Origin of the sequence: Nostoc sp., from assembly GCF_036917555.1 — a bacterium.
In the GTDB taxonomy this organism is placed as follows: Bacteria; Cyanobacteriota; Cyanobacteriia; order Cyanobacteriales; family Nostocaceae; genus Nostoc.
Map to the genome: position 1 here is coordinate 43,002 of NZ_JBALDD010000058.1, position 14,139 is coordinate 57,140.

8 protein-coding genes are annotated in these 14,139 nt (G+C 38.4%); 3 read left to right on the forward strand and 5 right to left on the reverse strand.

Annotated features, from left to right (window positions below):
* Positions 1-7: 7 nt before the first annotated feature.
* Entirely contained in the window at positions 8-1,063 is a 1,056-nt protein-coding gene (pseI, locus tag V7K60_RS22020; RefSeq protein ID WP_334928339.1) for a pseudaminic acid synthase, read from the forward strand.
* A gap of 151 nt (positions 1,064-1,214) precedes the next feature.
* The gene (locus V7K60_RS22025; protein ID WP_334928341.1) at positions 1,215-7,763 is read left to right on the forward strand and encodes a glycosyltransferase; all 6,549 of its coding nucleotides are present in this window, start codon (positions 1,215-1,217) and stop codon (positions 7,761-7,763) included.
* 92 nt (positions 7,764-7,855) lie between these two features.
* Here V7K60_RS22025 and V7K60_RS22030 read toward each other — a convergent pair whose 3' ends face one another.
* From V7K60_RS22030 to V7K60_RS22040, 3 genes are all read right to left on the reverse strand, one after another.
* Positions 7,856-10,081 (reverse strand): O-linked N-acetylglucosamine transferase, SPINDLY family protein, encoded by a 2,226-nt coding sequence (locus V7K60_RS22030; RefSeq protein ID WP_334928352.1) that lies wholly within the window; start codon positions 10,079-10,081, stop codon positions 7,856-7,858.
* Positions 10,082-10,268: 187 nt separating this feature from the next.
* The gene (locus V7K60_RS22035; protein WP_334928343.1) at positions 10,269-10,829 is read right to left on the reverse strand and encodes a type IV pilin-like G/H family protein; all 561 of its coding nucleotides are present in this window, start codon (positions 10,827-10,829) and stop codon (positions 10,269-10,271) included.
* A gap of 204 nt (positions 10,830-11,033) precedes the next feature.
* Positions 11,034-11,600: a Uma2 family endonuclease gene (locus tag V7K60_RS22040; protein WP_334928345.1), complete on the reverse strand. Its 567-nt coding sequence runs from the start codon at positions 11,598-11,600 to the stop codon at positions 11,034-11,036.
* Positions 11,601-11,885: 285 nt separating this feature from the next.
* Between V7K60_RS22040 and trxB the strand changes: the two genes are divergently transcribed.
* Positions 11,886-13,256 (forward strand): thioredoxin-disulfide reductase, encoded by a 1,371-nt coding sequence (gene trxB, locus V7K60_RS22045; RefSeq protein ID WP_334928347.1) that lies wholly within the window; start codon positions 11,886-11,888, stop codon positions 13,254-13,256.
* A 46-nt stretch (positions 13,257-13,302) separates the two neighbouring features.
* Here trxB and V7K60_RS22050 read toward each other — a convergent pair whose 3' ends face one another.
* Both V7K60_RS22050 and V7K60_RS22055 read right to left on the reverse strand, forming a co-directional pair.
* The gene (locus tag V7K60_RS22050; RefSeq protein WP_334928354.1) at positions 13,303-13,611 is read right to left on the reverse strand and encodes a putative toxin-antitoxin system toxin component, PIN family; all 309 of its coding nucleotides are present in this window, start codon (positions 13,609-13,611) and stop codon (positions 13,303-13,305) included.
* A gap of 101 nt (positions 13,612-13,712) precedes the next feature.
* Positions 13,713-13,940 carry a hypothetical protein gene (locus V7K60_RS22055; RefSeq protein ID WP_334928349.1) on the reverse strand — a complete coding sequence of 76 codons (228 nt, stop codon included), beginning with the start codon at positions 13,938-13,940 and terminating at the stop codon, positions 13,713-13,715.
* Positions 13,941-14,139: the final 199 nt, after the last annotated feature.

The following is a 14,139-nucleotide window of genomic DNA, read 5'->3' on the forward strand; positions in this document are numbered from 1 at the left end:
AAATCAAATGAGAGAAATTAATATTGCAGGTAAAAAAATAGGTGCTGACCATCTACCGTTTGTGGTTGCTGAAATGTCTGGCAATCATAACCAATCATTAGAAGTAGCTCTAGAAATAGTTGACGCAGTTGCCAAGAGTGGGGCACACGCCCTTAAACTTCAGACTTATACAGCAGATACTATGACCTTGGATATCAATGAGGGTGATTTTTATATTGATGCTCCCAATAGTCTTTGGCATGGTCAATCGCTGTATCAGCTTTACCTAAAGGCTTACACTCCTTGGGAATGGCATAAACAGATTTTTGACCGTTGCAAGGAACGACGAATTATCTGCTTTAGTACACCTTTTGATGCCAGCGCTGTAGATTTTCTCGAATCCTTAGAGATACCTTGCTACAAAATTGCCTCTTTTGAAAATACTGATTTACCTCTAATCCGTAAAGTTGCTAGCACTGGTAAACCGATGATTATCTCTACTGGTATGGCGACAATTTCGGAGTTAGATGAAACAGTGCGGACAGCGCGGGAAGCTGGTTGTCAAGATGTAATACTACTCAAATGCACAAGTACTTATCCGGCGACACCAAAGGATAGCAACTTGTTGACTATCCCTCATCTGCGCGATTTGTTCAACATACAGGTGGGGTTATCAGATCACACTATGGGAATTGGTGTTGCTGTTGCGAGTGTTGCTTTAGGGGCGACATTTATTGAGAAACACTTTACCCTACGTCGGGCTGATGGTGGCGTTGATTCCGCTTTTTCAATAGAACCAGAAGAAATGCAGCAACTGGTTGTGGAAACTGAAAAAGCTTGGCAAGCACTGGGTAATATAAATTACGGTACGACAGAAGCGGAGAATGCATCATTAAACTTTAGGCGATCGCTCTACGTTACTCAAGATATGAAAGCAGGGGATGTTTTTACACCGGAAAATTTGAGAGCAATACGTCCAGGATTTGGATTACCACCGAAATATTATCAAGTTTTATTAGGCAAAAAAGTTACCCAAAACTTGAAAAGAGGGACTCCTTTAAAATGGGAAATTATACTAGAGTAATTGAGTAAAAATTGCTTTTGTTTTTACTATCAGACCCATAAATTAACACAATAAATAAACTATTTATTAAGCATAATTACTTTACTTATACTATCAACAGAGCCAATATTTAGTGTACGTTATTGAAAATTACAAATAAAGGATTAGAGCAATGACTGGAATCAAAAAAATTATGTTTTTTGTGCCCTACGCATGGTGGTCAGTTCATAGTCAAGTAGATGCAGTGGTTGCTTCAGCATTGAGATTGCGGAATTGTGAGATTTTTGTAGTTGGTTGTGATGGAGTGTATAAAAATTGCAATCTTGCACATCTCGCAACTCAGGTTGGTTATCAATATACTGATGCTTGTCAAGCTTGTTCACAAACTAGTAAACAGTTTTTGGGCTCATCTTTTAATTTACCTTATCTACAATTGCGTGATTCTATCACTGAGAATGACTACAAGATTGCTAATCAATGGGTACAAAATCTTGGACAACAAGATTATAAAAATGCTGTCTATTTTGACTTACCAATTGGTAAATGGGTCACTTCATCTATTTATACTTATTTTAGAATATCTTCTGATAAAGAACTGTCCAGACCAGATGTGAGAAAAGTTCACAAACAATATTTAATTGATGGATTGATAACTTATAAGGCTATTTCTAGATTACTAGATACTTATAATCCAACAAACTTATTTTTATTTAATGCTCGCTTTGCACCTTACAGCGTAGCATTTGAGGTAGCAAGGCAGCGACAAATTGATGTTGTCACTCATGAAAGGGGATTTATTGCTGATAGTTTTTGTTTTTTTGATAATTCCAATTGTTTAAGTCCTAAAACTCCACTTGATTGTGTGGGAAGGTGGGAAGATATTACCCTAAATAAACAAGAAATTTTACAAGTAAAAAATTATTTCATTGAGCGGGAAAATGGTCATAATCTTAGTTGGCCATCTTTTTATGATTTCCATTCAAATCATATGAATATTCGTCAACAATTAAGAATCCCATTAGACGCAAAAATAATCACTGTTTTCACCTCAAGCGACGATGAACTTGCAATGTCTGATGATTATAAGTGCATTACAAGCCAACTAGATATGATTGAAAGCTTGATGGAAATATTCAGAGATAGAGATGAATATTTGGTAATTCGCCATCATCCCTTTATCGCAGGTATAGGAAGTAAGACATTCCCACATGCTGTAGCATATGACTTTTTGTCAAGAGCTTATCAGCAAGTACTTTCTGCTCCTAAAAATGTGCGGATTGTCATGCCCTGTGAACAGTTAACTTCATATGCAATTTTATGGCATTCTGATGCAGCGATCGCTTTCTTTAGCACTGTAGCACTTGAGGCATTGGCTAGAGGTGTACCAACAGCAACATTTGAACTATCTCCATATCGGGGAGCAGTACGACATGCTTTTCAAGACACCAGTAAAAAATCTTTAGGAGAATTAGTCGATAGGCTACTTTCTGTATCCTCTCAGCCAACTGTCAAGGACTTGCTCAGGTTGTATCGCTTCACTGATGCTTATTTCTTTAAGTTTTCTACTAAGTTTCGCTCAATTGGCATAAAAGACTATCATTACCCCGATATAAGGATTAAAACTTTAGATGATTTGAAGCCTGGTATTGATCCAGCTTTAGATAGAATTTGCAATAGAATCATACATAACAGTTCTATCTACGATTTACCAACAGATGAGCGTAAAAACAACTCAAATTTTGAGGAGTTGGATTTCTTTAACAGCGAGTTGCAAGAGATAGAAGAATATCGGCAAAAAGTTAAGTTTCAAACTTTAGAAAGTGAAAATTTCTCTGCCCAACCCTCAGTAGCTATAATTCAGATGAATTATACAAACATTAAAAAGACTGACAACCAGCTTTTACAAGCATGGAAAAATCAATCTCGGCATCAAAATCTGATTGTTTATGATTGTAATAATTTAGATTTGTATGACTACCAAAGCATCATAGACTCAATTATTAATGTTATTTCCATTGTTGAAGAAGAATATGTTCTGATTACGAATGATTATATTCAGTATGACGAGTCTTTCCTTTCATCGGCTTTAGATATACTTTTTGCAGCAGAACACAAACAAACTGCTGGAGTTATATTTGGAGCTTGGATTGCATCTTCTAATAGAATCAATCAACAAATTTTTACTGAACGTGTACCTGCAAAAACTTATTTAGAAGCTGTTCAGATTTTACCAGTACTAACATTACCTCAAAACCTGCTTTCTTTTGGGCTAATTCGCAAGGATTTCTTGTTACAGTTTTTAACGGATGTTAATTCTGTATCTACTTTGAGTGAATCTGCTGCAAGTATGTTTAGTCTTCTCAAGCAGCCAGCTATCCACAGGGTAGAACTACCAATGTTAATTATTCACCAGTTAGATACTGAGTTAAATCAAGATATTCAACCAGAAAATAAATCTCCTAAATCCAATTATTTACCATCAGAACAATTAGATACTGATGGTTCAATGAATCAAAATCAACATATCTTACTATATACAGACGATCCAAGCATTTATGGGGTTGGGCAATACAACCACACAGTTCTTTGTGAATTAGCGAAATTAGGCTATCAGGTAACTTGTGTACAGAGCCAAGTATCTAATCAGTTTATTAAACAGCGCCAGCAGTTGGGCATTCAACATTTATGGCTTGACTACAATACTCTTCAAGAATTTTCACGTACCTTAACGAGTATATCTGATGCTCAAAAGATTTTAGCTAGTGTTAAGCCTGACCTTGTGATTTTTAGTGATTGCTGTCCCCTATCCAATCTAGCTGCTAAAAAAGTTGCTAATCAGAGGGGGATACCATATATTATCGTCGAGGGATTTGTCGCTCCCTATTTGGCAGATCGATTTGTCTCATACTTGGAAGAATTAGAGCAAATTTATGCTCAAGCAAGAGCAGTTATTGCTGTGTCAACCGAGAATTTGAATTTATTACACCAGCTCTTCAGACTTCCAAAAAACAAAGGACAGGTGATTTATTACGGGCGACCAGAACATTACTTTGCTCCTCCTACACCATCTGTTCGCGATCGCCTGCGTCAAGATTTAGAAATACCCGCCGATGCTGTAGTTTGCTTTACAGCTGGTCGTTTGGAGCCTGTCAAAGGTTTTCAGTATCAACTAGAAGCAATTCAACAACTCAAGCAAAGTGGAATTTGGTCTCAACTTTACTTTATTTGGGCTGGTACTGGAACTTTAGAAACCCAATTAAAAGCTGAACTAGAGCAACTTGGAGCCACTAAACAAGTCAAGTTAATTGGAGAACGTTCTGATATTACAGATTGGCTTGATGCTGCTGATATTTTTGTTTTGCCTTCAGAATTAGAGGGAATGCCATTATCCATAATGGAAGCAATGGCAAAAGGATTACCGATCATTGCGGCGGCAGTCAGTGGTATTCCCGAAGAGTTGGGTGATACGGGTAAATTGTTACCCGACCCTAAAATTGATCCGCAAGCCACTGTACGAGAATTAGTGAATACAATTCATGCTTGGGCTATCAAATCAGAATATCGCTACAAACAAGGTCAATCTGGCAAGCAACGTGCAGAAGCAATGTTTAGGCAAGAACTGATGCTGACAAACACAGTAGCAGTAGTAGAACGCGCACTCTTGCCACTAAGAAATCAAGTTTTACCTGCTTTGTCAAATATGCCACTTGTATCTGTGATTATTGCCTGTTACAACCTAGCTCAGTTTTTACCAGAAACAGTGGCCAGTGTCATTGCTCAGACATACGAGAACTGGGAAATCATTATTGTCAATGATGGGAGTAAAGATAATACCAGTAAAGTCGCGCAACAGTTGATATCAACGTATTTTAATAAAAAGATACGACTTGTTGAGAAATCAAACGGTGGGCCTGCTAGTGCTAGAAATGCTGGTATCAGAGTATCCAAGGGTAAATATATACTTTCATTGGATGCTGATGACAAGTTAAGCTCAACAGGAATTGAGAGTCTGCTAAGTGTGGTATTAAATCAAGATTCTCCTTGTGTGACATTTGGTTCTTACCAAATGTTTGGAGTAGAAAATAAACTTATTATCAGCGCTGACTTGTTCTCTAAAGAAAATATGAAGCGATTTAATATGCTTCATAACTCTTCACTTTATTCAAGGAAAGCGTGGGATTTAGTTAACGGTTACAAAGAGGATGTTGCTTTAATTGGTTATGAGGATTGGGAATTTTGGCTTAATTGCTTAAAACATAAAATCAACTTCTATGGTTTAAGAGAAATAGTAATATATTACCGCAGAAGTATTGATTCGACTGGAAATCGAGCTTTTACCCAACATCATAATAAGTTTGCCTTAATCGTTGCTTACAACTCTGAGATTTTTAACCCAACAATAATTAAAGAATCAGAAAATCTGTTGCTTTCATTTGGGTTGATTAAAAAGTCAAATGAACTTAGCAATGAGTTAGAAGGGCTTTTATTTCAAATAAATAGCTGCGTTAATCAGTATCAGCAACAACCAAGCAGTAACTCAGCAATAGGGAACCTCTGCCAAGTTCGCCAGAGATTGACAGAAAAATTACTCACTATCTCAGCAGAACAATTGATTGTTGATTACTCTGCATATCTAGGTAATGCACATCAAAATTTGCTAAATAGCGGTATTAAACATGAGCCTCTGACAGATGATGAGCAGAATTTTGTTAATACTCTATCAGATCATATTGCTAAAGGTTTTGGCGAACCACAAGCTATCCAATACCTGTTAGCAGGAATGTTGTACCGCCGTGCTGACCAGCTACCCCTGCAACATGATCTAACTCATATTCCCCAATGGTTGCTAGCTGATTATCTGAAATTTATATTTGAATTTCCGCGCCTATTTCAAGAAAAGGGAGAGGCAAATAATTACTATTATTATTTAGAACAATGGCTAGATTATTTAATAGAAAATCTATCTAGTAATCAAGAATCGGCACTATGGCAGTATATAGCCAAATTTTTCCTTCAAACTGCCAATTTCATCCCTCTATATTTCACTACAGAAAACTTAAAAGAGATTTATAGCAAACGCGCTGATATCATGGAATATACCTTGAAAACTCAAGGCTACGAAATCGACTACGACTTTTCAGAGCGCTCGCCAGAACGCAAAAAAATTCGTCTAGGAGTTCTTGCTGGTCATTTTCAAGCAAGTACAGAAACCTTCCATACACTGCCAGCATACAAACATTTAGATTGGAATAATTTTGAAATTATTCTCTATACCCTAACTGCAAATAATAGTCGTTTAGAGCGTTATTGTACAGGTCATGTAGATGCTTTAGTTACTCTACCTCCAGACCTACAAGGTCAGGTACAAACGATTCGTGATGGAGATATTGATCTTCTCTTAATTGCGACGAACGTTACAGCAGTCACAAATCAGATTACATTACTTGCCTTGCATCGACTGGCAAGGGTACAGTTGACCTTTGGCTCTTGCCCTGCCACAACAGGCATACGGAACATTGACTATTTTATTTCTGGCAGTTTATCAGAACCTGTATCGGGCGGACAAGAGCATTATAGGGAAAAGTTAGTAACTCTTGATGGAGTAGGTTACTGTTTTGATTACCCTTGTGAACTAGAGATCCTTAAAATTAAACCAAATCGAGAAAACTGGGGTGCGACTGAAAAAACTGTTGTATTTATTTCAGGTGCTAATTGCTACAAGATCATTCCAGAACTGAGAGAAACTTGGGCAAAAATTCTTGCTGCTGTACCTGATTCAATTCTCGTTTTGTATCCATTTGCTCCTAGCTGGAGCGATTCTTATCCGGCTAATTCTTTCCTTAACCAAATGTATGCAGTTTTAGCTAGGTACAATGTTGAGAAAAGCCGTCTCATTGTTCTTGATGCGCTACCTAGTCGTGCCGATGTTAGAGAAGTTTTAAAGCTAGCTGATATATATTTAGATTCCTACCGACATTCAGGCGGTCATTCCCTTGTAGATGCTTTAGAGGTAGGATTAACAACTGTAGTTTTGGAAGGTGATGCTCTCAGGTCGAGACATGCAGCTGCCTACTTACGAGAAATCCAAATACCTGACTTAATAACAAACAACGAGATGGATTATATTAAGTTAGCGATCGCACTTGGCACTAACCCTGAATTACGCCAACAAAAGAGCGCCCAAATCAAGGAAAGAATGCAAGATAATCCTAGTTTTCTAGATAGCCGCTCTTACTCAGCTAAAATAGGCAGCCTCTTCCAAGAACTATTTAGTAAATATCTTGCAGATACCCTAAGTCAAAATTTCCGCTTAGGAGATATCAACCTAATTATTTTCCCAGACTGGTTACAGTCAGAAGACCTACTCTATCAAGATTTAGCAAGTGTAATTTCTACCCTCACTACTCACCCAGATAAAAGTAACATAACTCTTCTGGTAGATACTCAAAATATTTCTGATGAGGAAGCCGATATGCTTTTATCGTCTTTGACCATGAATTTGCTCATGGAAGATGATGTGGATATAACGGAGGGACCAGAAATTTCTTTGCTAGGTAAGATAAGTGATGCACAATGGAAAACTCTTTTGCTTAGAATTAATACTCGAATTACTTTAGCAACAGATAATCAATCTGCGATCGCACAAGCCAAAGCAGAAAATCTCCCATCGTGCGAGTTGGATAGCTTAATTATATCCAAATTAAAGATGACAACTGTCTAGCTGTAGGCAAACATCGTCATACTGAATAATACCTTAGCATTTCACATAAAAAGCCTGGTTTTCCAGGCTTTTTATCGTTTATAAGAGATTTTCTAACCTGATTGTTCTTGCAAATACCTTTGCCACATCTGCTCGTAAGCCTTTTCCATCTCACGGGTAAACTGTTTGCCATTCCACAAGGGTGCTGTTTGTCGAGATGCTTTCAGTTTCAAAGCCACCTGCTGACGTAAGGCCTCATCTTTCCCCAAGCGCACACCCCATTCTATATACTCTTCATCTGTCCAGGCAATACCTTCTGTGATACCCGCATTCATCATCATGGTGTAGCTATTACGCGCTGCAAATTGTTCGCCGACTCGCGTCACCAACGGGATACCCATCCATAATGTTTCTAAGGTTGTTGTCGCTCCGTTGTAGGGAAATGTATCTAATACAATATCAGCAATGCCTAAATTAGCGCGATGAACTGACTCTAAATAAACTTGTGGTAAAAATCGTAACCGAGAACAATCTACACCTTCTTGTTCGGCAATTTGGTAAAAGAAGCGTTTAATTGTTTCCTCCTCAGCAGGCCCCTTAATCAAAAAGTAGCTGTTAGGTACTTGTTTGATAATTTGCATTTGCCACTTTGTCGTTTCTGGATGGCGTTTATATCCTCTTTGGGCACTGAGATATACAACGGCATTCAGAGGAATATCCAGGTCATCGCGGCGGAGAGTTGGGACACCAACTTCAAAACCATCTACTGCTATGTAAGTTTGGGGTAATCGCCAGATTTTTTCTGTATAGTAATCTTGTGCATCATTTGGCAATACATAAGGATCTGCGATAAAGTAATCAATTGCAGGTATGCCTGATGCATCCCATCCTAGCCAAGTAACTTGAATTGGGGCTGGCTTAAGTGCCATCACTTCACAAGTAATATCTAGAGTGATGCTATCAAGGTCAATTAAAATATCAATTTCATCTTGATATATTTGGTCAGCAATCTCTAAACCATTCATACCTAATTGACGAGGTTTTCCTGCCTGACCTAGATACCACTCTTGGAGATAGTCATTGACTAATTGATAGTTAACAAAATAAGTATGAATATCAAATTTATCTCGGTCATGATGCTGAAATAGCCAACGAGCTAACCAACCAACAGAATGATTTCTTAAAGCGTAAGAGACATAACCAATTTTTAATTTTTTAGTAGGAGAAGATAAATTTCGATTATTGCTATTTTTGTGACAATAATTTTTTCCTTCTGATTGGCCAAAAGCTTTAATATAAAAGTTAAAAACTTCAGCTACCTGATTATGAATAGCTCGAAATTCAGCAGGAACATCTTTAACGTGAGGTATTGCAAATGATGGCGTAAGTAACCTTAATATTCTTCCTTCTTCTAAAAGAATTGGTTGGGCTTCAATAAAGTCTTTATATACAGTTTTCAATTCTTGGCAAGTTTTAGATATTTCTTGCCAATATCCCCCTGCTGACATTAGACCCCTTAACAGCAGATGGAGCGCAAAAATTTTATCAGCCAAACCTTCTGATAGGGAATAACATAACCTAGCTGTCTCTATCCCTTGAGAATAATTACGAGCATCTTGATGAAAAGTCGCTAAATGCCGCAAAACTTCTACATTATCTGGTTCCAATCGTAAATGCAAGCTAAGAATAGATGCTGCTAGCATAGGCTGCCGCAAAGTATGACCAATTTGCATAGCAGCAGGAAGCAGTATAGAGAAGCATTGATGAGTATCAGAAAAATAAGGAAGACTAGCTTCTATTAAATTCAGATTGACTGGATGTAAAGGTATAGTATTTAAAAACTCTTTTAAAACTTGTATCAATAATTGAATATCGATTTCTATATCTTCTTGTGCTTTTAAGCATTCAATTAATCCCCACTGATTCAAATCATCAACTTCTTCAAATCTTTCTAACCTAAAAGAAAGTATAAGGATTTGAAGCAAATTATTTATATAACTAGGATGAATTTCCCGCATGTGCTGGCGAATTAACCAAGCTAAAGAATATTCTGCCAGGGTTTCGCGCCTTTCTGCTTCTCTTTGTAAAAATTGAAATAATTCATTTGTCCAAATTGGTAACTGTTCTTCATCTGCCTCTGTCATTGGCAGCATCCAAGTCATTTGAGCTTCTGCTTCTTGGTTTTGTAGTAGCAACAGTAATCCTAAATGCCAATAATAGGGGATAGTATTTGGTTCTATCGCTATTGCTTGCTCATATAACGTTGCTGCTTGCACATAGTTTTCTTTAATTAAGTATTCTTCCGCCTGATTTTGCCAATTATATATATCAGTAATCATTTTAATTTTCATAGAAAGAGGTATGGGCAATATGATTGTAAATAAATTACAAAATTGAAATAAAGTGGATAGAAAAATCTACCCACTTGGGAAAATACGTAATTTAGCTTAATAAAAGCTGTTGTGACAAGTTAACTTTTATCTCAAGTGGTGTAGATGAGTAATATTTCTCCTATAACTCACGTGTCTACTTAGCTAAACTTACAAAGTTGGCGGGGCAAGTAGGTGAATTAGTAGTGGAGTTGAAATTGCCCGTGTTAACTACATCTGAACCACCGTTAACTCTAGCTTGTGAAGCTTCACATAAAACAGCTATGGTGGTAGCTTCACTGGTAGCAGCTTGCGTTGTTACACCCACATTACCTAAATAACTTTTGAGAGGTGCATTTGAAAGTACTGTTGCTGCTTGGTTGGTTACTTGACTAGAACCAGTACCACCACCGTTAATTTGGTATTTGTAATTTACGGTTTGTGTTGCAATACCAAGGCCTAAAGTACCAATTTCATTTGAAAATGAAGTATTTTCTAAGTAAAAAGCTTGCTGCGCGCGGTTCATCGAACCTGTATAAGTTTTAGCTTCTGACTGCTTGGCTTTGTTAGCTTGGTTCAAGAAAGAAGGTAGAGCGATCGCAGACAAAATACCGATGATGATAATTACTACTAGTAATTCAATAAGTGTAAAACCCTCATCTCCTTTCTTTTTGTCGAGGATGTGTTGGAGAAACTTGGCTTTTAATTCGGTTTTCATAAGTGTTTACCCTGAGGTAGGAAGTGTTTGGGTGTTCTAGATGTAACTTACCCAACTGCGATCGCTTTCCTATCACCTTGAGAAAAAAAGTTTGGTGAAATGCGGTTACACAATCCAAAATCCTTGTATCCCAAATGGCACAAACATCACTGAGCCAATGGTGTTGACCAAGGGCGAGATTCTTAACTTCGTTGTGGAAGTGCCTTATTCAAACTCAGGTGGCCACAGCTCTAATACCGCCAATTCCCAACCTGGTAGTAAGTCTGGCAATATGAGCGTGTTGCCATTCTCCAATACCACTGGAGTTTGATTTATTCGATAAACCGTTACTGTCAATTTGTCAGGGTCAATCAGTATGCCGACTACAGACCCAAGTTGCAAGAATAGCTGAATCTTCTCTTCAAGCGGTTTGATTCTGTCACTCTTATATTTAATCTCAACCATCAAGTCTGGAACTAACTCTACAAAGTCGCGCTTGGTCTTCTTCAATCGGTCAGCACGAACAAACGACACATCAGGGGCACGCAAGTTTCTTTTTTCCGAGTCGTCCTCTTCTATATTCGGTAGGATAAATCCTGCGCTAGAACCAGTTATACGTCCTAGTTTGCGCGACATTACCCAGTTATTCAAGAAGGTAATGAGACGAGCGCCAATTTCCTCTGACTCGTAATCTGATGGGCCCATAACTATGATTTTTCCGTCTACCAGCTCCATCTGCCATTCTGGATGCTCGGTTTGTAGCTGCTCTAAGTCTGTAATCGCAAAGGACATAATACACTAAATAACGCTTTTATATATTAGCCCCAAAACTTAGTGAGAAAGGTATGAGTATTCAAGAAATCGCAGAATTGCTAGAAATAGATGTTGAAGTTATCAGGAAATATCTGTGAGAAAACTTTTAGCGGTTGAGAGCATCTTTGGCAAGTATTGAACCCGTAGTACCGTAGGCATTTTGCGTAGGCGTAGCCCGTCGCAGACATCGCTTACCACCTGGCATAGCCAATCACAGTTTGTTATGCTATATTAAGCGTAGTCGTTATGAGTTCGTATATTTGCATGACTAACCCAACTGTAGAAAACTTGGTAATTATCGGTTCTGGGCCAGCAGGCTACACAGCCGCTATCTATGCTGGACGCGCTAACCTGAAACCCGTTGTCTTTGAAGGTTTCCAAGCTGGGGGATTACCTGGTGGGCAATTAATGACAACGACGGAAGTTGAGAACTTTCCAGGATTTCCTAAAGGAATTACCGGGCCGGAACTGATGGATCAGATGAAGGCACAGGCGGAGCGCTGGGGGGCTGAACTATATACTGAAGATGTTATCTCAGTTGACTTGAGTCAGCGTCCATTTACAGTGCGATCGCAAGAAAGGGAAATAAAAACCAACAGCATCGTTATTGCTACTGGTGCAACTGCAAAGCGTTTGGGTTTACCCAACGAACACGAATTTTGGAGTCGAGGTATCTCCGCTTGTGCGATTTGCGATGGTGCGACACCGATTTTTCACGGTGCAGAATTGGCTGTGATTGGTGCTGGCGACTCGGCGGCGGAAGAGTCAATTTACCTTACTAAATACGGCTCTAAGGTGAATATGCTGGTACGCACCGATAAGATGCGGGCTTCTAAAGCTATGCAAGACAGGGTTTTAAGCAACCCAAAAATCCAAGTGCATTGGAACACGGAAGCCGTGGATATCTTCGGTAATGGTCACATGGAAGGGGTGAAAGTCCGCAATACTAAAACTGGTGAAGAGAGCCAACTGCACGCTAAAGGTTTATTCTACGCAGTTGGTCACAGTCCCAATACCTCTTTATTTAAAGGACAATTAGAACTGGATGAGATAGGTTACGTTGTCACCAAGCACGGTACAGTGGAAACCAGTGTAGAAGGCGTTTTTGCTGCTGGCGACGTACAAGATCATGAGTTTCGGCAAGCAATTACGGCTGCGGGTACTGGGTGTATGGCGGCGATGTTGGCAGAACGTTGGTTGTCATTCACTGGCTTGATTCAAGAATTCCATCAACAGCAAGAAACAGCAGATAATGAATTAGAACATCAGCCAGCCAAAAAGACTGAAGCTGAGGAAGAAGCTGGATTTAATTTGGATGGGACGCGCCATGAGGGAGGTTATGCTTTACGGAAATTGTTCCATGAAAGCGATCGCTTACTCCTTGTTAAATACGTCTCTCCTGGTTGCGGCCCTTGTCATACCCTGAAGCCAATTTTAAATAAAGTGGTAGATGAATTTGACAGCAAAATTCACTTTGTGGAAATTGACATCGACAAAGACCGAGATATTGCTGAAAATGCTGGTGTGACAGGAACACCAACGGTTCAACTGTTCAAAAATAAGGAACTAGTAAAGGAAGTCAAAGGCGTGAAGCAAAAGAGTGAATACCGCCAGTTGATTGAGAGCAATCTGTAAGAGAATGGGGAGTGGGGAATGGGGGACAGTTACTAATGTCCAATACTCACCCCCCTACATCGCAAACTAACCTGTTAAATAAAGAGACAGAAATAATCGTTGTATTTACCAAGGTTTGCGCCTGATTAAAATCAGAATCACTCGTAATCAAAAAATCTACTTCTGCTGCAATAGCACAAGCTAGAAACTTTTCATCTTTTCTATCTGTGGGAAAATCAACTTCCAAATTGACATCAATTATTGTTAGAAATGTATCGATAATTTCAATCCATTCACATATCACTTCATCCGTCAACTTAAACTTTCTGCGACTTAATACCTCTTTATATTCCACAACAATTTCTTCAGAAGCTATCCATTACCAATTAGGATTATCAAAAATAAACTGAAGAACATCTCTTGGTACTCTACCCTTAAGGACAGCAGAAACTAAAATATTAGTATCAATAACAACTTTCATTCTCCGCGTTGATAAGCTTCAATTTCTGCTTCTGTAATATCTTGCACTCCTGGTAAAGACTGTGTTTTGTCAAATAAATCTTTCAGCTTTTTACTGATTTCCGCTCTTGGGTTATCCTCAGCTAATATAATTATTTCTACTCTCTGTCCGACCTGAAAAGGTAAATCAGATAATATTAATTGACTTGTATCTGTAATGGTGATGTATTTTTTATAAGCGTTCATAATTCCTCCATTAACTTGGTCTTTCTCTACTGGAAATGATTAACCTCTGCGGTGACGCTGGCTGATAATTTATCTCTAGCAAAAATAAAGCATAATCTCACCTCTTATATCATGTTCGGTAAATTACTTATGATTAAGCCTCGATTTGAATCCACCAATGAAAACCAGTTAAGCCTTGAATCAAATCTTGCTGTTGAAG